We start from the raw sequence: 23,103 nt of genomic DNA on the forward strand, positions 1-23,103 counted from the left end.
ATGCTCCAGCGACCACAGGATTTAACGCAGGCGAAGAAGATGGTGAGTGAGTCGGTATCGATCTACAACGGTGAGCGTCCGCACCTGTCTTTGAAATACAAAACGCCCGATGCGGTGCATCGGGCGTCAGGGTGAAACAGGTGTAAACCTATTTCAGGACTAGACACAGCGATTCAGATCACAGCTTGGCCTGCAACAGCGCCTCAAGCTTCTCCTGGTCACGGGCGAACTGACGGATGCCCTCGGCCAGTTTCTCGGTAGCCATCGCATCTTCGTTGGACAGCCAGCGGAATTGGGCTTCGTTGAGGCTCAGGCGCGCTTCGCCGGCGTGGCCCGGGGCGAGTTTGCGTTCCAGTTTGCCGGTGTCTGCCGCGAGCTTGTCGATCAGGTCCGGGCTGATGGTCAGACGGTCGCAGCCGGCCAGTTGCTCGATCTGGCTCAGATTGCGGAAGCTGGCACCCATGACCACGGTCTTGTAGTCATTGGCCTTGTAGTAGTTGTAGATGCGGGTCACCGACTGCACGCCCGGATCATCGGCGCCGGTGTAGTCGTTGCCGTTGGCCTTCTTGTACCAGTCGTAGATGCGGCCCACGAACGGCGAGATCAGGAACACCCCGGCGTCAGCGCAAGCGGCAGCCTGAGCGAAGGAGAACAGCAGGGTCAGGTTGGTCTGGATGCCTTCCTTCTCGAGGATCTCGGCAGCGCGGATACCTTCCCAGGTCGAAGCGATCTTGATCAGTACACGGTCACGACCGACGCCGGCCTTGTCGTACAGATCGATCAGGCGATGCGCGCGCTTGAGCACGGCGTCCTGGTCGAACGACAGGCGCGCATCCACTTCGGTGGAAATCCGGCCCGGAATCACTTTGAGAATTTCCTGGCCCACGGCGACGCCGAAGCGGTCGCTGGCAAGGCCCACGTCACCCTTGCAGTCGCTGACGCAGGCGTTCAGCAGCTCGGCGTAGGCCGGGATGGCGGCTGCCTTGAGCAGCAGGGAAGGGTTGGTGGTGGCATCGACCGGCTTGACCCGGGCGATCGCTTCGAAGTCGCCGGTGTCGGCAACCACGGTGGTCATCTGTTTGAGTTGTTCCAGCTTGGAAGTCATGGGTGTGCTCTGTCCTGTGGGTTTGACGACATTACCCGAGCGCTGACGGCCACTCAAGGGCATCAAGGCGTAACGGGTTCCCCGGGGGCAACAACCTGAGAACGGCTGTTTGAACGGTGGGGTGCGGTATCGATGAATACGATGCCAAAATCGGCCGCAGGTTCAAAGCAACTGACCTGTGACCAGGCCAGTTGCCGCTGACTTATTGGGCGTTGAGCTGCAATTCGGCCGCCGCTCTCGCGGGTTTTGGCTGGCCGTCCGAGGTCAGCAAGCCGAAGTTCTTCTCCCGTTCATTGCTGCCCGAGTCGCTGTTTTTCCATTCATAGATCGAGGTCAGCGGAATGTTCAGTCTTTTGACGTCGGCTATGAACGCGCCGACTTTGCTGGCTTGCCCTTCAATCCCGCCGTTGGAACCGAGCGCCGAAATTCCCCATTCACTGATGACCCCCGGCAGATGGAAGTTCTGCTGGATGAACGATTGCGCGTTGCTGATCTGCGTGGCCGTCATGCCATAGGGGTGGTAGGAAATCGCATTCAGGCACTTGGGGTGCTCACTGACGATGCGGTTCAACGCCACGGTGGACGCCGAACCGGCGGTTGGCGGCCGCGCGAAACCGTAGCCGATTCGCGGTGCGGACTGCGGTTTGTCCTGAAGTGTTTTGCACACAGCACTCATGAACGGCACAAACGTTGTGTCGAAATTGCGCGTTGGCCAGTAGGTTTCCAGATCCGGCTCGTTCCAGATCTCGATGGCGACCAGCTGCGAACTGTAGGTGGTTTCAAGGTTGGTCAGGGCGTTGGCAAATGCTTCGCCCGCCGTCGCCAGTTCATTGGTGTTGGCCGGCGTTGCAGTCAATGGCTTGATCGCGCGCACGGTCAGGAGCACCGGCAGGCCAGCGGCCCGGGCGGCGGCGAATGCGTCGCTGACCTGTTTCTGATAGGCCTTGGCGCTGAGGCTGTCGCTCCATACCCCGAAACGTACGAAGCTGAAGCCGGCAGCCTTGATGTTGGCGGCGTCGTCGGCGGTGAAGTTCTGGATCTTCACCTGGACGCCGATGGTTCTGGCGGGAAGATTGGGAAACAGTTCACTGGCGTGAACATGAGTGGCAACACTGAGTGCCAGCAGCGCCGAGGCGCCGAGCTGTTTGAGATGGGCTGATTTCATGTCTGCTCTCCGGATGAGAATGACAACGACGAATAGTTATCCCCTTACTCCAGTTTCGAAACTGACAAGAGTGCTTAGTGCATGAATGTTATTTTTTGTCAGGAAAAGCCAACCTGAAAATCACAGTTATTTTTAGTCCGGTAATTGTGTTTTGGCGGCTTTTGACCCTGTGGTACTTAATACGCTGGTACTAACAGGGCGAATCTATTTCTGAGTGCAGAATGATCTAGTGGGTTCATTAAGATCCGCTCTAGATGTTGGCAGAATGATATTACACAGGAATGTAAACCTTGTTCAAAAAGATCCTTGTCGTGTGCGTTGGCAATATTTGCCGAAGTCCGACAGCAGAACTTCTGCTGCGTAACGCGCTGACCCCCTCAACCATCTCGGTGACTTCCGCAGGCCTCGCTGCGCGGGTTGGCGAAGGCATGGAGGCGTCGGCACGTCAGGTGCTGGAAGACCACGGGCACAGCGCCGAGGGTTTCCGGGCCCGGCAATTGACCGCCGATATCGTCAATGAATCAGACCTGATTCTGGTCATGGAAAAACAACATGTGAATCAGGTGCTGAAGATTGCCTCGCACGCCCGAGGCAAAGTATTTCTTCTCGGCAAGTGGCAGAGCGAACGAGAAATACAGGATCCGTATCGTCAAGGTAAGGCCGCTTTTATTCATGCCCATGCATTGATTGAAGATGCTGTTAGCTCGTGGGCGCAGCGCCTCGGACATTGATGAATATTCTTCAGATCAGTGAATGGTAAGAAAGACTTATGCAGTTACCGTCAGTAATCGCCAACCGTGATGACAATCAAGACAGTATTGATCTTCTCGGCATATTCGGCAGTTTGATCGACCAGAAATGGCTGATCGGTGCATTCACCGGTGCCTTCATGGCCGCCGGCGTTGCCTATGCGGTATTGGCGACGCCGGTGTACCTGGCGAACGCGCTGGTTCAGGTCGAACCGAAAAAGAACGACATGCTCGGCTTTTCCGACCTCAGCAGCATGCTTGGCGGGCAATCGCCGTCGGTGACCGAAATCGGCATCATCAAGTCCCGCGCGGTGATCGGCAAAACTGTCGATGACCTGCGCCTGGACATTGACGTCACCCCCAACACCTTCCCGGTCATCGGCGGTTTTCTCGCCCGGCGTTATCGCGGTGAAACCGAGTTCAGCGTGGCGCCGCCGCGTTTTGGCTTCAACAGCTACGCCTGGGGCGGTGAGCGTCTGGAGTTCGCCCGGCTCAATCTGCCCAAAGAACTGTTGGGCAAGAAGCTCACCCTGATTGCTGGCGAACAACAGCATTTTCAATTGCTTGATGACAACGACAACCTGCTGGTCGAGGGCGTCGCCGGCGAAGCCTTCGCCCAGGACGGCGTCGAGGGTTTGATCGAGCGCCTGCAGGCCAATCCGGGTGCCCGTTTCGAAGTGGTGCGCAATCCACGGATCGTGACCATTCAGGGTTACCAGGATGCGCTGGATATTTCCGAGCAAGGTAAAGAGTCGGGGATTATCCGTCTGGCACTGGCCAGTGCCGACGCCGCCGAGGCGGTGAAGATCCTCAACAAGATCGCCGCGCTGTACGTCGATCAGAACGTGCGCCGCACCTCGGCGGAAGCGGCGCAGAGCCTGGCGTTCCTGCAAAGCCAGTTGCCGCAGGTCAAACGCGATCTGGCCAAGGCCAGCGACGCGCTCAACGCCTATCAGACCCATGGCAAGACCGTGAACATTTCCATGGAAACGCAATCGGTGCTCGGCCAGTCCGTGGCGCTGGAAACGCGGATTTCCGAGCTGAAAATGCAGCAGGCGGAAATGGATCGCAAGTTCACCAAACAGCATCCGGCATATCGCGCGCTGATGTCGCAGATCGGTGAATTGACCCAGCAGCAGAAGTCGCTGGAAGGCAAGGTCGGCGATCTGCCGGCCACCCAGCAGGAGCTGCTCAACCTGACCCGCGACGTGGAAGTGGCTTCGCAGATCTACACGCAGTTGCTGAACAAGTCCCAGGAACTGGACATCGTCCGTGCCGGGGCGGTGGGCAATGTGCGCCTGATCGATCCGGCGGATGTTGACCTGAGCAGCCCGGTCAAACCGAAAAAAGCCCTGATCGTGCTGATCGCAACGTTCCTCGGCGCCTTTGTCGGGGTGGCCCTGGTGCTGTTGCGCAAATCGTTGAGCAAAGGTCTGGAAGGGCCGGAAGCCATCGAACAGCTCGGGCTGCCGGTGTACGCCTCGATTCCTTACAGCGCCTTGCAGCGCGACGAGGACACGAAAAAGGGCCGGGTCAAAAGCACCGCCGAGACGCCGGCCTATCTGCTGGCCCTGCGCAACCCGACCGACCTGTCCATCGAATCGATCCGCAGCCTGCGCACCTGCCTGCACTTTGCCGCGCTGGACTCGACCAACAACCGCATCATGATCTCCGGCCCCAGCCCGCAGGTCGGCAAGACCTTCGTCTCGTCCAACCTCGCAGCGGTCATGGCGCAGAGCGGTCAGCGCGTGCTGCTGATCGACGCCGACATGCGCAAGGGCCACCTGCACAAGACGCTGAATGTGCCGATCGCCAATGGCCTGTCGGATCTGCTGGTCAAGCGCTGCAGCATCGAGCAGGCGATCAACACGGTGGAAATCGACAACCTGCACTTCATCAGTCGTGGTCAGGTTCCGCCGAATCCTTCCGAGTTGTTGATGCACGCCAACTTCCGCGCCCTGCTGGCCGAACTCAGTGAACGCTACGACGTGGTGATCATCGATACGCCGCCACTGCTCGCGGTGACCGACGCGGCGATTGTCGGGCGCGAAGCCGGCATCAGCCTGATCGTCACCCGGTTTGCGGTAAACCCGGCCAAGGAAATTGAAGCGACCATTCGCCGCTTCGCGCAGAACGGCATCGAGCTCAAGGGCGCGGTGTTCAACGGCGTCGAGAAGCGCGCTGCCAGCTATTACGGCAATGGCAGCTACGGCTATTACAACTACGAATACGCGTCGGACAAATCCTGAGACTCAGGGACGTTCCAACAGGCATGAAAGTGGGTGGGTTGTGAAGAAAATACTGCACGTGGCTGAAACGATAAAAGGTGGAGTCGCCACCGTTATCCGCACCATCTCGGCGTCGCCCGAAGGCCACGACTCGAACTACGAGCTGGTCTATCTGGTGCCGCTCGACCAGAAAAAAGAGCTGCACGGCATCGATGCACAGCAGATTCGCACGTTCGAACGCAGCGGGCGGGATGTGCGTTCGCTGCTGCGATTTGCCTGGCAACTGACCCGAGTGATGCTCAAGGAAAAACCCGATGTGGTGCATTTGCACAGCACCTTTTCCGGAGTGATCGGCCGCGTGGTCTGTGTGCTTCTGCGGCCTTGGCGCAAGCCGAAAATCGTCTACTGCCCGCACGCCTTTTCGTTCCTGATGGAAAGCTCGCCGACCAAGCAGAAGCTCTACGCGTGGATCGAGCGGGTCCTGCAAAGAGTCACCGACGTGATCATCTGCGTCAGCCGTTACGAAATGGACAAGGCGGCGCGGTTCGGCATTCAGCGCTCGCGCATGAAGCTGATCTACAACGGCATTCATCAGCGCGACGAGGCGCCGAAGGCCGAGAGCCCCGCGCCGATTCATCTGCTGTTCGTCGGTCGCCTCGACTACCAGAAAGGTTTCGACGTGCTGCTCAAGGCCTTCGCCAAGGTGCAGCGCAGCGATCTGAAACTGACGGTGGTCGGCAGTGCGGTCAACGAGGACACGGTCGAGTGCCCCGAGATGGACGCGGTCGAGTACCTGCCGTGGGTCACGCCGGCCGAAGTGCAGGCGCTGTATCAACAGGCCGACGCGCTGATCGTTCCGAGCCGCTGGGAAGGTTTTGCCATGGTGCCGCTGGAAGGCATGGCCATGGGCTTGCCGGTGATCGCCAGCAACTGCACGTCACTGCCCGAACTGGTCACCCATGAAGTGTCCGGCTACGTCTTTCCCACCGGTGATCACCAGGCGCTGGCCGATGTGCTGGCGCGAATCCAGAAGCCGCGGTTGCTCGACCTCGGCAGCGAAGGCCGGAACATCGTGCGCGAGCGTTTCAGCGCCGCGCTGATGATCCGCCAGACCTACGACGTGTATTGCGCTCCCACTTATTAAGTAGAACTCAGCTTATGAACGTAACGATTTTGCATGGCTACAGTGCCTCCAACTCCGGTGACGGCCTGCTCGTCGATCTGGCCATCGCGTTGGTGCAGCGCAACTTTGGCGAAGACACCGCGATCAATGTCGTGGCGTCCGACCCGCAGTCTTTCGCCTACTTGCCGCACCCGCGTTTCGACGCGCCGGTGATGGCAGCCAAGGGCCTGGGGCGGGTCAAGCAGGCGGTGTTCCTCAATCAGTCGTATGCCGGGCTGGCGGATCTGCTGCGCAAGACCGATCTGATCGTCGGTGTCGGTGGCGGCTACATGCGCTCGAAAAGTGCCTTCGAACACATCAAGCTGAAACTCGGCCACGCCAAGCAACTGGAAACGGCGATCCTCAGCAAGGTGCCGTCGGTGTACCTGCCGCAAAGCATCGGCCCGTTCCATGGCGAGAGCCGCAAGATCGTCGATCACTACGCCAGCGCCGACGCGGTGTTCGTGCGCGATAACCGTTCCTCGGCGATGTTCGATGCCTGCGAAAACGTCTACCGCGCGCCGGATCTGGCGGTGCAGTCACTGGCCAGCAAGATCCTTCAGCAACCGAAGTTCACCCGCTGCGCCGCATCGCCGGCCACGGTGTGCGTGGTGCTGCGCAAGCCGCCGGAGTGGAGCAAGGACAAGAAGGTCGCCTACGTCGCCAACCTGAAGCTGCTACTGCAGCGCCTGAAGAACAAAAGCAAAGTGGTCTGCGCGGTGCAAAGTGCCGTTCGCGGCAACGATGACGGTGCGTTCTATCGCGAGCTGGGCATCACCGAAGATCTGCTGTCGTTGAAAGCGACGATTGCCAAATATCAGCCGGACCTGGTGATCTCGGTGCGCCTGCACGGCGCCATCGAGTCGCTGCTGTCCGGTGTCCCGGCGTACCACATCAGCTACGAGCGCAAAGGCTTTGGCGCCTATCAGGACATGGGCGTGGAAGACTGGGTGATCAACGGCGGCGACATCAATGTCGAGCAGATCATCGACACCGTGTACGCGCCGAACGCCCTGTCGAATTTCGGCAAGCGCCTGACCGACACTTGCCGCGAAATCGAAGCCAAGACGGTGATGATGGACGAGATCATCAAAGGCGTCGTTCGATGATATTTCGCTTGCTGCTGCGCGGCGGAGCCTTGGGCGCGAAGTTCTTGCTGGTGTTGGCCATCACCCATTACCTGGGCTACGAAGCGCTGGGGTTTTATGGCGTGGTGGTCGCGGCGTCGCTGATCGCTTCGAAGTTCTACAGCGTTGGTTTCAGTTCCGAGATCAATCGGTTGATCAGCGTTGGCGGCAGCTCGCGTCGGGTGGTCGACAAAGTCCTGCTGCTGTACCTGGCGGTGGGGCTGCTGCTGTCGCTGCTGACAGTGGGGATTTACTCGCTGTTCCAGCAGGTCGAGGCGAGCACCGCGTTGATCCTCTGCGTGACGCTGGTGCTGCTCACCGAACACCTGTCGTTCGAGATCAACTCGTTCGTGTTTTCTGCGCAGAAAGCCACCGCGGGCGCGCTGCTGTTCTTCATCAAGACCGGTCTCTGGGCGTTGCTGGCGGTGGGCGGGATGATGCTCGACTGGGTCGCCGGCATCGCCAGTGTGCTGTGGTTGTGGGTGGCCGCCAACGTGCTGGTGATCGTCGCCGGTTACCTGATCGTGGTGAATGTGCACAAGGGCCGGGTCAGCGAAGCACTGACTACCGCGACCGTGTGGAAGGCCGGGTTGCCGTTCTACTTCGGTACGGGGTTGATCGCGCTGAGTCAGTACGCCGAGCGCTTTCTGATTGCCGATCTCGAACCCTACGCCAGCCTCGGTAAATACGTGTACGCGTGGTCGGCGGCGAACACTTTGCAGGCGCTGTCTTACGCGGTAGTGGCGGTGGTCGGCATACCGGTGCTGGCCAAGCGGTTTCAGGCGGATCAGCAGTCATTTACGGTCAAGCAATTGTTCGTCAACAAATGGGTGATGCGCTCGTTAGTGGTGTCGGCGGCGGTGGCGGTGCTGATCTATCTGTTCTTCAACGTGGTGCTCGATTACGTCGCCAGCAGCGTGCCGCGTCCGGACAACGCGATCCTCGGCGTGCTGATCTTTTCCTTTGCCCTGCGGGCCATTGGCGACATCGTCTGGGGTGGTCTGATCGCTTCGAAAAACAGTCGGGTGTCATTCGCCAGCGCGGCGATCTGCCTGCTGGTGTCGGTGCCGGTCAGTTACCTGCTGATCAAGCACTATTCGATTTATGGCGCGGCGTGGGGCAATGTCTTCGCGATCATCGTCCAGCTCGGAGTGATCGCCGTTTTGACTCGGGCGACCCGTGCCAAAGGGGCGCTGGCATGGGGTTGAAGTTGCCGTGCATCGAGTTTCGCGGCCGCAGACTCGATTCCTCGCTGTCGTTCCTGATTCTGTTCACCGGGTTGTTTCTGTCGGTGGCGATGCCGCTGTTGATCCCGCGTGCTCCGGGCCCGGATGCCATGACCTTGTGGTCGTCCTACGCCCGCGCCGACAACTGCAATTTCTGGAACCCGTTCTCGCCGGATCGCTCCTCTTATGAGTGTTCGGCGTTTCTGCTGCGGCCCACCGGGATCAACCTGACCAACGCCTGGGCCTACGGGATGTTCTGCAACTTCTTCCTCACGGCGATTCCGGTGGTGGTGTTCCGGCGCATGCCGCTGGCGATCTTCGGCACCCTGTGCCTGTGGGGCGTGGTGCGCTCGTTTTTCCTGGAAAACCTGACCAAGGAAATCATCGTTTCGGTGGCGGTGCTGAGCATTTTGCTCAGCGCATTGACGCGTAAGTACCGCGGCGGATTTTTTCTGTCGGCGGTGATCTACGGCGTGCTGATCCGGCCTTACTGGATTCTGTTTTCGCTGTCGTGGGTCGGCGTCTGCGTGATGAAAAAGTACGTGTCGCGCTTCACTTTCTTCCTGATGCTGTTCCTGTTTTACCTGGCGGTGGCCATGGCGATTCAGCTGGCGCTGGGCTTCCCGGTGTCATCGATTCGCGCCAGCAACAACGAGTTGCGCACGGCGGGCGAGGAGGGCTCGAAATCGCTGATCGTCTCGTGGCTCAGCGGCAGTGACTTCGTTTCGCAGGCGCTGGACTCGATGATCATTTTCTTCCGGTTGTCGTTCCCGGTGGAGCTGATTCTGTTGTCCGGGCCGGGCCAGGTGATCTTTGTGGCGCTGATGATCATGACCGCGCTGCTGCTGTTCAAAGTCATCACCTCCACCGATTACAAAGGCGCGCCGATTGAAACCAAACCCAAGGAACTGATCGCGATTCCGCTGGCGTTTCTGTTGGTGCAAGGCTTGTTCGAGCCGGACTTCGGTTCCTTCGCCCGGCACTTTTCCATGGTGGTGCCGGTGCTGTTTGTCGGTCTGGGCCTGATGTTGCGCGCGAACAAACCGGTGCGGGTTGAATCACGAGTTCTGAATTGAGGCAGGTGTTTATGTCGAGCAAGAAAAAATCGCTGGAGATCGAAACCCTGCGTGGTCTGGCGTGCCTGCTGCTGGTGCTCTATCACGTTATCGGCCCGTTGGGCGGAGGGCTGAAAATCGATATCGGCTCGCCGTTCCGGGTGATCGCCGACTCGATGGTGTACGTGCGCATGCCGTTGTTCACCTTTATTTCCGGCTACATCTATTCGATCTACAAAATCCGTGGCAATGACTTTTCCGCGTTCTTCAGCGGCAAGGTGCGACGGCTGATCGTGCCGCTGTTTTGCGTCGGCGTGCCGTTCTCGGTATTGCAGGCGGTGGGGCCCGGGGTGAACAAGGACGTCGGGGTGATCGATGCCTTGTTATCGTTCTGGGTGCCGGTCAACCACTTCTGGTTCCTGCAGGCCGTGTTCATCATTTTCATGTTCGTCGGTCTGCTGGAATGGCGCGGGATGCTGCGCTCTATGACGCGCTTGTACCTGCTGTTCGCCTTCGCTGCGGCGGTGTTTCTGTTGCCGCCGTTCAAGCTCGATGCGTTCGGCATCAATGGCGCGATTTACCTGCTGCCGTTTTTCGTGGCGGGGATGATCGGTCAGGAAAATGTCGAGGCGTTGAAGCAACGGTTCAAGGTGATCGGGCCGCTAGTGTTTGTGCTGATTTCGCTGACGCTGCTGTATGTAGCGGCGATTGACCGTGAGTTGATCGTCGACCGCCGCAGCCTGATCGGCTTGACCGTGGGTTGCGTGTCCTGCATCGCTTTGTTGTCGAGTGACATGCGCTCGAAGTGGCTGACCTGGCTGGGCGGCTACTCTTACGCGATCTTTCTGTTCCATGTGTTGTTCGCGGCGACTTCGCGGTTTGTCATGGGACGGCTGGGGGTGAAAGACGAAAGCATTCTGGTGCTCAGCGGACTGCTGTCGGGTTTGTTGGGGCCGGTGCTGCTGTCGATGATTTTCAGTCGCTTCAATGTCACTTCGGTGCTGTTTTTGGGCGAGCGTGCGGCGAAGAAAAAATCGCTGGCGAGCATTGCTCCGGTGGTGCCGGCCAATAGCTGAAAAGCTTCGCGAGCAAGCCCGCTCCCACAGTTTTCGGTGCTGGACACAGATTCAGCAGATGACCGCAATCTCTGTAGGAGTGAGCCTGCTCGCGATAGCGATTTGTCAATCAGAGTTGCACCGTCTGAACCAACGCCATCGCGAGCAGGCTCACTCCTACAATGGATCTGGGTCGTACTCCAGTCCCCGCATTCCAGACTGAAGGAAATAATGCATGTTGGCAGTAAATGACGCTCAGCCTGTCGCAGCGTCGGTGGTGGAAGTGGGCGATGCCCGCGAGCGTTTTGCGCAGTGGCGCGAAGGTAAGGCCGGGAAGGTCTTGTCGGTCTCGGTGATCGGCGACAGCTACAGTGCCGGGCAGGATTTCTATCTGAACAAACTGGTGCAGCGCGTGGCCGGCGAGGTCGGTTTTGCCGGCCCCGGTTACGTCGGTTTCAACCACGGCGCCGCGCTGGGGGGCACGCATTTCAAATACACCCGCAGCAGCGAAAAGTACTTCGGTGGTGGCTGGCAGGTGTCCGGTCTCGGTCAGGCCAGCCCCGACAGCCGCACGGTAACCGGCAAGCCCGGTGCCTGGCTGCAAATCGATGCCAGCCCGACACCCGCCATCGACACCCAAGTCACCCAGGCGAAATTGCTCTATCTGGGCAACGGCGAAGCCAGTGAGCTGCGCTACCGCTGGACACCCTCGGAAGACTGGCGACCGTTGACGCTCAAGGGGGCGGGCGTTCAGGAAGTACCGCTCGCAGGTCTCTCTTCAGCGGCAGACTGGTCGTTCAAACTGGAAGTGGTGAAGGGCGCGCCGACCTTGTTTGGCTTGTGGATGAGCAACGAACAGAACGGCGTGCGGGTGTCGAAACTGGCGGCCTCGGGCGCGGCATCGGCGGACTTCTATCACCAGGACCCGCAATGGCAGGTGCAGTGGAAAGCCGCCGTGTCGAAGATCCCCGCCGACGTTTACCTGATCATGCTCGGCGGTAACGACCAGGGCTTCGGCGTCAAACCTGCGGAGTATCTGCAGAACGTTCAGGGCCTGGTAACGATGATCCGCGAGATTCAACCGGCGGCGAGCATCAACCTGATCATGCGTCAGGACACCACGCGTTCCAGCGCCTATCCGATGTCGGCGTATGCGCAGGTGCTGCAGCCGTGGGCGCATGAGCAGCAGCTGGGTTTTGCCAATCTGCAATGCGCGTTCGGCCCTGACGTCAAACGCTATGCGGCGGCGATGATCGGGCCGGACAAGATCCATCCGCAACCGGCCACGGGCGGGAAAGTGATTGCCGATTACTTCTATCGCTGGATCGTCAGTGGCATCAACGCGGAGAGTTGCGACTTGTAGGAGCTGCGGCACGCTGCGATCTTTTGATCTTGCTCTTGAAAACAAAATCAAAAGATCGCAGCGTGCCGCAGCTCCTACAGGAAAGTGTTTTTATTTGAAGTTATCTATCTGGCTCAGGAGCTCTGCAGTCTTCTGCGGCATCAGTTGCGTGGCACACCGGGTCTCGACATTGATGATGATCGCCGGCTCGTTGCAGCACAGGCGTACGCGGAAGCGCCAGTCGCTGAAGATCACCTTCAGCCCATCACGATCGTCCATTTCCAGCGCCTGCTCGGCATACAGTTGTTTCAGATGGGCGAGCAGGGGATAGGGATCCGCCAGCGTCCGGCGAATGTCGCCGGACGCCGGAAACATGCCGATGCGCTCCACCAGCAAAATACTGCCCAGCCACGACTCGTTGGCGCTGGGCAACGGCTGATGGTGCGACAGCCAGTTCACCGCTCCGAGGTTGCCCACCTCCCGTTCAATCTCTGCTGCATGCTGTGCCATGTTCATGGGTTGCCTCCTGAAAAGAGAAGTGGGCGGGGGCCGTCTCAGCGGCCCTTGAGGTAGACGTTGTCGTAGCAGAAGTTGGTCGCCTGCAGGTAACCCTCGGCGTCGCCGCAGTCGAAGCGCAGGCCCTTGAACTTGTAGGCCAGCACGCAACCGTTCTGCGCCTGTTTCATCAGCGCGTCAGTGATCTGGATCTCGCCGCCCTTGCCCGGTTGGGTGTCGGCGATCAGGTCGAAGATGTCCGGGGTAAGGATGTAGCGGCCGATGATCGCCAGGTTCGACGGCGCATCCTGCGGCGCCGGTTTTTCCACCATGTTATTGACCCGGTAGATGCCGTCGGAGATCAGCTCGCCGGCGATCACCCCGTACTTGTGGGTCTGGTCGGCCGGGACTTCCTGGATGGCGACGATCGAGCAGCGGAATTTCTTGTACAGCTGAATCATCTGCGACAGCACGCCGTCACCTTCCAGGTTCAGGCACAGGTCATCGGCCAGCACCACGGCGAAAGGTTCATCGCCGATCAGCGGGCGGCCGCTGAGAATCGCGTGACCGAGGCCCTTCATTTCCACCTGACGGGTGTAGGAGAAGGTGCAGGTGTCGATCAGCTCGCGGGTGCCAGCGAGGAATTTCTCTTTCTCGGTGCCGCGGATCTGGTGTTCGAGTTCGTAGCTGATATCGAAGTGGTCTTCCAGCGCACGCTTGCCCCGACCGGTGACGATGGCCATGTGTTGCAGGCCGGCGTCCCGTGCTTCTTCAACGGCGTATTCGATCAACGGCTTGTTGACGATCGGCAGCATTTCTTTGGGCATGGCTTTGGTTGCCGGCAAGAAACGCGTGCCGTAACCGGCAGCGGGGAACAAACATTTACGAATCATAAAAGTATCCTGGACAGTCATGGAACACAGGCAACGGATGCGCGCACTTACGAAAGCGCACAAGTTTCAATGATTATTGAACGAGTACTTTAATACCTGAGTCAGGTTGTTAATGGCAATTAGCGCGGGGGATAAAACATGACAATGTTATGAGATGTCGGTAACAACGTTATTAGTTATTTTTAGTCGGTATCTGTTGATAGTGATGAGTGTACTTGGGGTGCTAATAAGTACCAGGCAATACAGTTTGACCTGCAAAAATATTTATTGCCAGTGGTTGAACTAATTTTGTTTGAGGCTGTTGTCGTCCTTATTTGTGTGGTGCGCCACAGATTCAATGAAAGGGACTTGACAGCTACTTGTCACTTATCCAATGACGGACCGCGCTATGAAGATTCTGGTAACGGGTGGCGCCGGCTATATCGGCTCGCACACCACACTTGCGCTGCTTGAAGCAGGTTATGAAGTTGTTGTACTGGATAATCTTTGCAACAGCAGCGATGCGGCATTGCATGCGATAGAAGGTATCTGCGGCAAAAGCGCGTTGATGATTCGCGGCGATGTCTGCGACCGGGCGTTGCTGGACCGGATTTTCCGCGAGCATGCGATCGACGCGGTGCTGCATTTTGCCGGGCTCAAGGCCGTCGGCGAGAGCGTGCGCAAGCCGCTGGATTACTACGAGAACAACGTCGGCGGCAGCATCACGCTGTGTCAGGCGATGGCCGCAGCCGGGGTGTTCCGGCTGGTGTTCAGCTCTTCGGCCACGGTGTACGGCGAGCCTGAAGAGATGCCGATCCGCGAGGATTTCCCCACCGGCATTCCGACCAATCCCTATGGTCAATCCAAGCTTATCGTCGAGAACGTGTTGCGCGACCTGAGCCAGGCCGAGCCGCGCTGGAGCATCGCCTTGCTGCGTTACTTCAACCCGATCGGCGCCCACGCCAGCGGGCACATGGGCGAAGATCCCAACGGGATCCCCAACAACTTGTTGCCTTACATCAGCCAGGTCGCGGTCGGCAGCCTGCAGGAGCTGTCGATTTTCGGCGACGATTACCCGACGATCGACGGCACCGGGGTGCGCGATTACATCCATGTCGTCGACCTCGCCGATGGCCATCTCAAGGCCTTGCAATCGATTGCCGACCGCCCGGGCATCCATACCTGGAACCTCGGCACCGGCGACGGCTACAGCGTGATGCAAGTGCTGCACGCCTTCGAACAGGCCAGCGGGCGACCCGTGCCGTACCGGGTGATGCCGCGGCGCAGCGGGGATATCGCCGAGAGCTGGGCCGACGCCTCGAAAGCGCAAAAAGAACTCGGCTGGAAAGCCACGCGCAGTTTGCAGGACATGGTCACCGACACCTGGCGCTGGCAATCGAATCATCCGCGCGGTTATCTCGAATGATGTCGTTCTAATACTGAATGTTAGTTTCGGTCAGCTGTTAGATATCGTCGGGAAAATACGCTGGAAATGCCTTTTGCAAGTCCGTAGATATAAACCTGCCGTTCGACTTTTATCAGTTGGGTAAGACTGTGAAAGAACGACGGATCTTGTTCGCGCTTTTCGCGGACTTGAACGCTACCACCGCTAACAAAGACCGGTTTTTTAACAGGTCGAATGTTAGAAAGGAGTTGATATGAAAAAAGTGATGGCGATTGCCCTGTTGACGATGTTGAGCAACTGGGCGTCCGCCGCTGAAGCGCCGCTTACTGCGGTGACCAATGTATCTGGCAGTGTTGCGGCTTCTACAGCGCCTGCTGCCAGTACTGCAATGGTTGCCAGTGCAGTCGCAGCGTCCAACAGCGGCGGAAGTGCCAACGGCGGTACCACTGGCACCACCGGTACTACCGGCACCACCGGCACGCACAACTAACAGGAACATTTGTTAGTGCAGTACAGGGTCGCCCGACGCAAGTCGGGTGACTTTATTTTTAGATTCGCCCTTGAATAGCGTAGTGCCATTATGACTCGTAGTTTTTCTCTTTTGCTGTTGGCAAGTATCGCTTTGCAAGGTTGCATGTTTTCCCCCGGCCAGTACCTGAGCACCGTCGACATCACGCGCCAGGGCGCCAGTGAAAGCAGTCGGGTCGAGCTGATCCCGATCACGCCCAAGCTGATCTCGATGACCCGCGCCACGCAGAAGCGTGAGACGGTGCCGGCGGAGCTGTTGGCCACGCCTGCCGAATACCGCATCGGCAGCAACGATGTGCTGTACATCACGGTCTGGGATCACCCGGAGCTGACCGCGCCATCGGGGGCACAACAGCAGATCGACGCCAACGGTCGACTGGTGCGCTCCGATGGCACGCTGTACTACCCGTTCATCAAGGAAGTGCAGGCGGCCGGCAAGACTATTCAACAATTGCGCTCGGACATCGAATCCCGCCTGTCGGCGTTCATCGCCGAGCCGCAGGTGGATGTCGCGGTGCTGCGTTTCGCCAGTCAGAAAGTGGTGGTTTCCGGCGCGGTGGCCAAGGCCGGACCACAACCGATTTCCACCAACCCGCTGAGCGTGGTCGAGGCCCTCGGTACTGCCGGCATCGACACCAACAACGCCGACCTGTCGGGCCTGCTGCTGACGCGCAATGGTCGGGTGTATCCGCTCAATCTCGACTCGCTGAACCAGCAGGATTCCGAGTTGCAGCACGTCTTCCTCAAGGGCGGCGATCAGCTGTATCTGCCGTACAACGACAAAAAGCGCATCTACGTCATGGGTGAGGTCAATCAGCCGCGTGCGCTGAGCTTCAAGACCTCGACGATGAACCTGTCCGACGTACTCGGTTCGGTCGGCGGTCTGAGTCAGACCACTTCCAACGGCAACGCGGTGTACGTGATTCGCGGGGTGGAAAACCTCGATGTCGAGCCGGCGAAGATCTATCAACTGGAAGCCCAGTCGCCGACCGCCATGGCACTCGCTTCGCACTTTGAAGTGCGTCCGCAGGATGTGGTGTACGTCGGCCCGGCCAATGTCACGCGCTGGAACCGCTTCATCAGCCAACTGGTGCCGTCGGCATCGATTGTCGGGACCGGGGCTTCCGCTGCGAAGAACTGGAGCGAATACAGTAACAACAGCAAATAAGGCCGACTGTGAAAACCTTGAAAGTTGGCGTCTGCCTGATGGCGGCCTTGATGTTGTATGGCTGTAACCCGCTGATGACCGCCTCGGTGCGCAACCTCAAGTCGGCGGTGCTCGGCCCGGATGAGCTGGACGTGAGCGCGGCCCAGGTGGCCGAGGTCAAGTACCCGCAAGTCAAACTGACCACGCCGTCCGGCTCCGGGGTGCTGGCGCTGGTGCGCGAGCGCGAGGACCTGCAATTTTGGGTCGCCTCCGGCAAACAGGTGTTGCTGCTGCGTGACGGCCTCGCCGTGCGCACCATCGGCCTCGGTGTGGAGGGCGATCTGGACGGCACGCGGCTGGCTGACAACGCACCGTTCAAACGCGGCCTGCATCAAGTCGCCGATGGCTTCACCAGTCAGCGCTGGATCGACCTGTACAAGGGCCAGGAAGTCGGCTTGATCGTCAACAGCCGGTTCTCCCGTCGATCCACGCAAACCCTGCAAATTCTCGACAAGGAATACACCGTGCTGCGTGTCGACGAACGTATCGACGTCCCGGCCATCGGCCTGCGCGCGACCAACCATTACTGGGTCGATCCGCTGGACGGATTCATCCTGCAGAGCGAGCAGCAACTGACCGCGCAAATGCGTGTGCGCATCGTGCAACTGACCCCTGATCGCAGGCATCTGCCGTGAAGCGCTTACGAATGTTATCGGCGGGTTTGCTGTTGCTCTGCGGCGTCAGTCAGGCAGCGGTCACGGTCAGTGGTGATGTGGCCAATCCGGGGCCGGTGGAGTTGCCGCCGGGCGGACGCTTGCTCGACGTGATCAGCGTGGCGGTGCCGAATGCCGAGGGTTACTGGCTGGCCGGCGTGTTGCTGCGCCAGTCGTTGCTGGAGGAGCAGGCGCGGCTCAAGGCTGGAGTGTTGTTTGATCTCGATGTGTTGCAGCGCATGGCCTCGTTGTTTGACCGCCCGAGTCGCGCGGCGCTGGCGCTGCGCCTGGCCGAGCAGGTGCGGCAGATGCCGGTCACCGGGCGTCAGGTCGCGGACCTCGATCCGGTCGCGGTGGAAGTCGGTTTCGCGCGCAACATTCGTCTGGACGATGGCGATCGGCTGATCTACCCGAAACGGGTCGACGAGGTGCAAGTGCTGGGCGCGGTCGCCGAGACTTGCGACCTGCCTTATGAGCCTCTGCTGGAGGCGCGCGAGTATCTGGAAAGCTGTACGCCGCTGGACGATGCCGAGGCCGATTACCTGTGGCTGATCCAGCCCAATGGTGCGGTGCGGCGGGTGGGTATCGCCCACTGGAATCGCGAGAGCGGGCAGTTCCCCGTGGCCGGCAGCAAGATTCTGGTGCCGGTGAAAAACGATGATCTGGATCCGCCTGTTCCTGAACTGAATCAGCAGTTGGCCGAATTGATTGCCACGCAGCTGGCTGAGGTGGTTCGTTGAAGTTACGTTTTGCAGCTGTGTTGTTATTGCCGTGCGGTCTGGTGCATGCCGAGCCGCGTATTACCCAAAATGATTTCGGCGGCACCGGTCTGTTGCAGACCCCGACCGCGCGCATGGCCCCGGCCGGCGAGCTGAGCGTCAACGCCAACCGCACCGAGCCTTACAGCCGCTACAGCGTGTCGTTGCAGCCACTGGACTGGCTCGAAGGTTCGTTCCGTTACACCGCGATCACCAACCGGCCGTACGGCTCCGAGGCGCTGAGTGGCAGCCAGAGCTACAAGGACAAGGCGGTCGACGCCAAAGTCCGGCTGTGGCAGGAAAGCCACTGGGCGCCGGAAGTCGCGCTGGGCTTCCGAGACATCGGTGGTACGGGCTTGTTCTCCAGTGAGTTTTTCGTCGCCAACAAACGCTTCGACAATTTCGACTTCAGCGCCGGCATTGCCTGGGGTTATCTCGGTAATCGCGGTGATCTCGACAACCCGTTGGGCTACGTCAGTGATCGCTTCGACACTCGACCGGCTCTCGAAGGTACCGGTGACGTCAACTCCGGCTCGTACTTTCGCGGTCGGCCTTCGTTCTTCGGTGGTGTGAGCTACCAGACGCCGTGGGATCGACTCAGTCTGAAACTCGAATACGAAGGCAACGACTACAAGCACGAGCCGAAGGACAACGTGATCAAGCAGGACTCGCCGATCAACTTCGGTGCGGTGTTCAAGGTGGCCGATTCGGTGGACGTCAGCGCGGCGTGGGAGCGGGGCAACACGGCGATGTTCGGCATCACCTTCCACACCAATTTCGTCAGCCGCAAGGCGCCGGCCAAGACCTACGATCCGACGCCTGAACCGCTGCCGGCGAAGATGCCGACCACACCGATGGAACAGGTCAATTGGGCCGACGTGTCGCAACGCCTGCAGCAGAATGCCGGGTACAAGGTCGAGCGCATCAGTCAGCGTGATTCCGAGTTGATCGTGTACGGCGAGCAGCAGCGTTATTTCCATTCGTCGAAGGCTGTCGGTCGCGCGAGCCGGATTCTCGACAACAGCGTGAACGACGACATCAACTGGTTCACCGTGGTCAACAAGCGTTACGACCTGCCGCTGGAAGAGACCAGTGTGCCGCGCCAGACTTTCCGCGAAGTGATCAACAACGAGGAGCCGCTGGAGTCGTTGCACCGCACCACCGAGATCAATCCGGCGATGCCGCACAACGAGAAAACCCTCTACAGTGAAACGCCGCAGCACTTCAATTATGGTGTCGGGCTGGGCTTCAAACAAAACGTTGGCGGCCCGGATGGTTTGCTCTATCAATTCAGTGCCGACGCGGACGCGGAGTACCGCTTCAACCGCAACACCTGGTGGAACGGTCTGCTCAGTGCCAACCTGGTGAACAACTTCGACAAGTTCACCTACGATGCGCCGAGCGGCCTGCCGCGGGTGCGTACCGATTTGCGTCAATACCTGACCACCTCGGAAGTGACCATGCCGTTGTTCCAGGTCAGCCATGCCGAGCAGTTGGACAAGGACCTGTATGGCATGGTCTACGGCGGCTATCTGGAGTCGATGTTTGCCGGTGTCGGCGGTGAGGTGCTGTTCCGGCCGACCGGTGAGCGCTGGTCGGTGGGGGCGGATCTGAACTACGTGCGTCAGCGCGAGTTCGACCAGGGTTTCGGCCTGCGCGACTACTCGGTCTGGACCGGGCACATCACCGGCTATACCGACTTGCCGTACGACACGCTGGCTGCGGTCAGCGTCGGCCGTTATCTGGCCGGCGACTGGGGCGGGACACTCGACATCTCCCGCGAGTTCTTCAATGGCGTGCGTTTCGGCGCCTGGGCGACGATCACCACCGCTGGCAGCGCCGAGTACGGGGAGGGTAGTTTCGACAAGGGCATCTACCTGTCGATCCCGTTCGACGAAATGATGAGCATGTCGACCATGCGCCGCGCCAACCTGGTCTGGGCTCCGCTGACCCGCGACGGCGGCGCGAGGCTCAATCGCAGCTTCCAGCTGCACTCAATGACCGATAGCCGCGAGGGTGACATGTTCTACCGCAACTTCTCGAAGATTACCGAATAAATCCCGAGCCACCTCTCCCTGTAGGAGTGAGCCTGCTCGCGATAGCGTCAGCCCAGTTGACATCCATGTCGCCAGACCCATCGCAATCGCGAGCAGGCTCACTCCTACAATGGTCCTGCGGTGAGGCCACACATCCCGACCCAAATCCCATCCCGGTTGGAGCGAGCCTGCTCGCGAAGGCGCAAATCCATTCAAAACCCATGTTGCCTGACCCACCGCTATCGCTTGCAGGCAAGCACCCACGGTGATTTTGTGGTGTGCCCGATTTGAGTGGACACCGCCGGACCCTGTGGGAGCGGGCTTGCCCGCGAAGGCGGCGGCACTGTCACCCTCGCAATAGCCTGACCCACCATCAAATCCCAGGCACAAAAAAGGGGACTTTCGTCCCCTTGCGGTATCGCCTGGCTTGTCACCAGCCCATCAATAAATATCCTTCGACAACAATGTAAACGGCGTCTTCACCAGGATCTTCAGATCCAGCCACAACGACCAGTTGTTGATGTAATGCAGGTCCATCTCCACCCGACGCTGCATCTTGTCGATGGTGTCGGTCTCGCCACGGCAGCCGCTGATTTGCGCCAGCCCGGTGATGCCCGGTTTGATTCGATGACGGGCCATGTACGCGAGGATTTTCCCCGAGTAGTAGTGGTTGTGCGCCACCGCGTGCGGGCGTGGGCCGACCAAGGCCATTTGCCCCTGCAGCACGTTGAACAACTGCGGCAACTCATCCAGCGAGGTGCGGCGGATGAAGCGGCCAACCGCAGTAATGCGCGAGTCATTACGGCTGGCCTGAACCACTTCGCGATCATCGTGCACGCGCATCGAGCGGAATTTCCAGACCTGAATCACCTTGCCGTTCCAGCCGTGGCGATCCTGCTTGAAGAACACCGGCCCCGGCGAATTGATCTTCACCGCCAACGCAATCAGCAGCAGCACCGGGCTCAACAGGATAATCGCCAGCAGCGCCACGCCTTTTTCCACCAGACTCTTGCTCAGCGCAGCAGTAGGGCGGCTGGTCAGCGGGCTTTCGTTGAGGCAGATCGCCGGCAGGCCATCCACGACCTTCACCGAGTGGTTGAGCAGGGTCAGACTGTTCAAGTCTGGCACCCAGACCACATCGACGTTGGCGCCGAGCAAATCGACGTACATCGCTTCGATTTTCGCGGCTTCGGCCAGCGGCAGGGTGATGTACAACCGGCGGATGTCATGGTCTTTGATCAGCTTGAGCAAATCTTCCTGATCACCGACCACACGTGGCGCATCCGAATCCAGGTTCGGCTTCGCGCCATTGCTGACCAAACCCACCAGCGGCAGGTTTTCCACCTGACTGATCTTCTTCGCCAGACCCAGAGCCAGCTCGCCAGTGCCGACGATCAGGGTCTTCTGCGCGCTGGTGCGGGAACGCTGGTAGTACTTGGAAAAGGCATGCAGTGGCGCGTACATCAACGCCTGACCGAGGAAGCCGTAGACCGCCCAGCTCAGCGTCACCTCGCGGGAGAACAGCTCGTCAGCCTTGCACACGAACGCAATGCCGGCCAGCGCCACCATAGTCATCGACCAGCCCATGAACAAACGTCCGAGACCGGTCAGGTAGTTGTCCTGCTTGCGATACACGCCGCTGAACGTATACGCCGGCACCGAGGCCAATACCGCCAGTGTCGCGCACATGCGGTAATAAAACTCGACGGTCCCCGTCTGCCGTTCAGCGAGTATGAATAACAACGCAACAATGAAAGCCTGCGCCAATGCCCATTGGCCCCAGAAGGTAAGTCCCTTGAGGCCGTTATTTCGATTGATCCGTAGAGAAAGTTCCATGAGATATCCCCAGAAATACGTCCATTCAGGTTTCGACAGTTGAAGTCCGAGTTGCTAGATAGGCTTGTTGTTGTTATTGGACGAGTGTCCTGAGGTAACAACGTCGATAGGCCGAACTGTCGTCAATCAATAGACTAAGTTATTGCTGGAGAGGGTGTCTGACGAGTTCTAACAAGATGGCACAGTGCCAACTTTTTAATAATCAAATACAAGGGTGTTAGAAAAGGTCGCAGAGCAGGGGGTGAATAAATTATGTTGTGTTTGTTACTGTAGGAGGGGTGGAGGCAGGGAGCTTGAATTTACCAGGAGAGGTGAAACCAAACAGAGTGCTCTTGTTGTTTTTGTAATCGCACTGTTTCTGTTTGTTTTGTTCGCGGATATCGGCGGTACTTACGCAACGATTTCCTGAATGAGGCAATAACCGCGGTTTCTTACGGCACGGAACAAGCGCTCACCATTACTCGCGTTTTTGAACTTGTCCTGCAGGCGACTCAGGCACATTTCCAGGCCACGATACTGCTCCGGCTCGCGGCCGATGCTGAGGATCAGGTCATCTCGACTGACCACGCGTTCTTCGTGATGGAGCATTTTGCGCACCAGCGCGGTTTCAAGCCCGGTAAGACTGATCTCGACGCCTTCCTTCACCAGCGCGCCTTGATCGTTGTCCAGATGCCAGGTTTCGCTGCAAGGAGCGCCGTCTTCATTGGCTGAAGTCTGGTGGCTGGCCTCCGCGCTCATCGTCGGTACTTGGTGAAACGGATTGGCCGATTGTGCTGCGAGCCATTCCGACTCGAGGGTGGCCAGTATGCGCTGGGTATCGTGTTCAATCGTACGGGCGACGTTTTTCCGGGCGCCGCTTGGGTAAGAGAACTCCATCAGCATGGGAGCGGAAGAGGGCGAAGTAGCACCTTCAATAAACATTTGCGCCTGAGACGTGCCAAACGAATTGAAGCGCTCGCTGGACAGAATGCTCTCAAGTTCACGCTGCGACGTTGTACTGTTGGTCACGACGACAAAATATTTTCTTGGGAGGGTTGTACTAGTTTCCATGTCTCTCTCCTAAAATTTGCACCAAAATGGGCGAAAAGGTAAATCGGCA

21 protein-coding genes are annotated in these 23,103 nt (G+C 59.0%); 15 read left to right on the top strand and 6 right to left on the bottom strand.

Annotation, left to right across the window (positions count from 1 at the left end):
• The coding region (locus tag CKW11_RS25385) for an integrase core domain-containing protein (RefSeq protein ID WP_143499931.1) at positions 1–135 on the top strand (135 nt) is incomplete at its 5' end.
• 43 nt (positions 136–178) lie between these two features.
• On the opposite strand, the gene tal is transcribed toward CKW11_RS25385, so the two are convergent.
• Together tal and CKW11_RS25395 are read right to left on the bottom strand one after the other, a co-directional pair.
• Positions 179–1,105 (bottom strand): transaldolase, encoded by a 927-nt coding sequence (gene tal, locus CKW11_RS25390; RefSeq protein WP_095139872.1) that lies wholly within the window; start codon positions 1,103–1,105, stop codon positions 179–181.
• A gap of 202 nt (positions 1,106–1,307) precedes the next feature.
• Positions 1,308–2,270, bottom strand: coding sequence for a cellulase family glycosylhydrolase (locus CKW11_RS25395; protein WP_095139873.1), 963 nt, complete (start codon positions 2,268–2,270; stop codon positions 1,308–1,310).
• 290 nt (positions 2,271–2,560) lie between these two features.
• On the opposite strand from CKW11_RS25395, the gene CKW11_RS25400 reads away from it, so the two are divergent.
• The 8 genes from CKW11_RS25400 to CKW11_RS25435 all read left to right on the top strand — a co-directional run bounded on the left by CKW11_RS25400 (position 2,561) and on the right by CKW11_RS25435 (position 12,235).
• Positions 2,561–3,001, top strand: a complete 441-nt coding sequence (locus CKW11_RS25400; RefSeq protein WP_095139874.1) for a low molecular weight protein-tyrosine-phosphatase — start codon at positions 2,561–2,563, stop codon at positions 2,999–3,001.
• 38 nt (positions 3,002–3,039) lie between these two features.
• Positions 3,040–5,268, top strand: coding sequence for a polysaccharide biosynthesis tyrosine autokinase (locus CKW11_RS25405; protein ID WP_095139875.1), 2,229 nt, complete (start codon positions 3,040–3,042; stop codon positions 5,266–5,268).
• Between the two features lie 40 nt (positions 5,269–5,308).
• Positions 5,309–6,391, top strand: coding sequence for a glycosyltransferase (locus tag CKW11_RS25410; protein WP_095139876.1), 1,083 nt, complete (start codon positions 5,309–5,311; stop codon positions 6,389–6,391).
• A 14-nt stretch (positions 6,392–6,405) separates the two neighbouring features.
• On the top strand, positions 6,406–7,518 hold the full coding sequence (locus CKW11_RS25415) for a polysaccharide pyruvyl transferase family protein (RefSeq protein ID WP_095139877.1): 1,113 nt from the start codon (positions 6,406–6,408) through the stop codon (positions 7,516–7,518).
• Positions 7,515–8,744, top strand: coding sequence for a polysaccharide biosynthesis C-terminal domain-containing protein (locus CKW11_RS25420; RefSeq protein WP_095139878.1), 1,230 nt, complete (start codon positions 7,515–7,517; stop codon positions 8,742–8,744). The genes CKW11_RS25415 and CKW11_RS25420 overlap by 4 nt, the downstream gene beginning before the upstream one ends.
• Positions 8,735–9,838, top strand: coding sequence for a hypothetical protein (locus CKW11_RS25425; protein WP_095139879.1), 1,104 nt, complete (start codon positions 8,735–8,737; stop codon positions 9,836–9,838). The genes CKW11_RS25420 and CKW11_RS25425 overlap by 10 nt, the downstream gene beginning before the upstream one ends.
• 11 nt (positions 9,839–9,849) lie before the next feature.
• Entirely contained in the window at positions 9,850–10,893 is a 1,044-nt protein-coding gene (locus CKW11_RS25430) for an acyltransferase family protein (RefSeq protein WP_095139880.1), read from the top strand.
• 214 nt (positions 10,894–11,107) lie between these two features.
• Positions 11,108–12,235, top strand: a complete 1,128-nt coding sequence (locus tag CKW11_RS25435) for a GDSL-type esterase/lipase family protein (RefSeq protein ID WP_095139881.1) — start codon at positions 11,108–11,110, stop codon at positions 12,233–12,235.
• A 90-nt stretch (positions 12,236–12,325) separates the two neighbouring features.
• On the opposite strand, the gene CKW11_RS25440 is transcribed toward CKW11_RS25435, so the two are convergent.
• Both CKW11_RS25440 and galU read right to left on the bottom strand, forming a co-directional pair.
• Positions 12,326–12,730, bottom strand: coding sequence for a mannose-1-phosphate guanylyltransferase (locus CKW11_RS25440; RefSeq protein WP_095139882.1), 405 nt, complete (start codon positions 12,728–12,730; stop codon positions 12,326–12,328).
• A gap of 38 nt (positions 12,731–12,768) precedes the next feature.
• Positions 12,769–13,602, bottom strand: coding sequence for a UTP--glucose-1-phosphate uridylyltransferase GalU (gene galU / locus CKW11_RS25445; RefSeq protein ID WP_047600100.1), 834 nt, complete (start codon positions 13,600–13,602; stop codon positions 12,769–12,771).
• Positions 13,603–13,990: 388 nt separating this feature from the next.
• Between galU and galE the strand changes: the two genes are divergently transcribed.
• The 6 genes from galE to CKW11_RS25475 all read left to right on the top strand — a co-directional run bounded on the left by galE (position 13,991) and on the right by CKW11_RS25475 (position 20,189).
• Positions 13,991–15,007, top strand: coding sequence for a UDP-glucose 4-epimerase GalE (gene galE / locus CKW11_RS25450; RefSeq protein ID WP_095139883.1), 1,017 nt, complete (start codon positions 13,991–13,993; stop codon positions 15,005–15,007).
• A gap of 232 nt (positions 15,008–15,239) precedes the next feature.
• Positions 15,240–15,476, top strand: coding sequence for a hypothetical protein (locus tag CKW11_RS25455; RefSeq protein WP_003226528.1), 237 nt, complete (start codon positions 15,240–15,242; stop codon positions 15,474–15,476).
• A 144-nt stretch (positions 15,477–15,620) separates the two neighbouring features.
• A complete protein-coding gene (locus CKW11_RS25460; RefSeq protein ID WP_095139884.1) occupies positions 15,621–16,682 on the top strand; it encodes a polysaccharide biosynthesis/export family protein in 1,062 nt (353 codons plus the stop codon).
• Positions 16,683–16,690: 8 nt separating this feature from the next.
• Positions 16,691–17,356, top strand: a complete 666-nt coding sequence (locus CKW11_RS25465; RefSeq protein ID WP_095139885.1) for a YjbF family lipoprotein — start codon at positions 16,691–16,693, stop codon at positions 17,354–17,356.
• Complete coding sequence (locus tag CKW11_RS25470; protein ID WP_371917889.1) at positions 17,353–18,114, top strand: capsule biosynthesis GfcC family protein; 762 nt, start codon at positions 17,353–17,355, stop codon at positions 18,112–18,114. The genes CKW11_RS25465 and CKW11_RS25470 overlap by 4 nt, the downstream gene beginning before the upstream one ends.
• The gene (locus tag CKW11_RS25475; protein ID WP_095139887.1) at positions 18,111–20,189 is read left to right on the top strand and encodes a YjbH domain-containing protein; all 2,079 of its coding nucleotides are present in this window, start codon (positions 18,111–18,113) and stop codon (positions 20,187–20,189) included. The genes CKW11_RS25470 and CKW11_RS25475 overlap by 4 nt, the downstream gene beginning before the upstream one ends.
• 420 nt (positions 20,190–20,609) lie before the next feature.
• Here the strand turns inward: CKW11_RS25475 and CKW11_RS25480 are convergent, their stop codons facing one another.
• Together CKW11_RS25480 and CKW11_RS25485 are read right to left on the bottom strand one after the other, a co-directional pair.
• Complete coding sequence (locus CKW11_RS25480; RefSeq protein ID WP_095139888.1) at positions 20,610–22,004, bottom strand: undecaprenyl-phosphate glucose phosphotransferase; 1,395 nt, start codon at positions 22,002–22,004, stop codon at positions 20,610–20,612.
• A 390-nt stretch (positions 22,005–22,394) separates the two neighbouring features.
• A complete protein-coding gene (locus CKW11_RS25485) occupies positions 22,395–23,054 on the bottom strand; it encodes a helix-turn-helix domain-containing protein (protein ID WP_095139889.1) in 660 nt (219 codons plus the stop codon).
• Between the last annotated feature and the right edge of the window lie 49 nt (positions 23,055–23,103).

The sequence above is a fragment of the Pseudomonas sp. Irchel s3a10 genome, from assembly GCF_900187525.1.
Classification (GTDB): domain Bacteria; phylum Pseudomonadota; class Gammaproteobacteria; order Pseudomonadales; family Pseudomonadaceae; genus Aquipseudomonas; species Aquipseudomonas koreensis_G.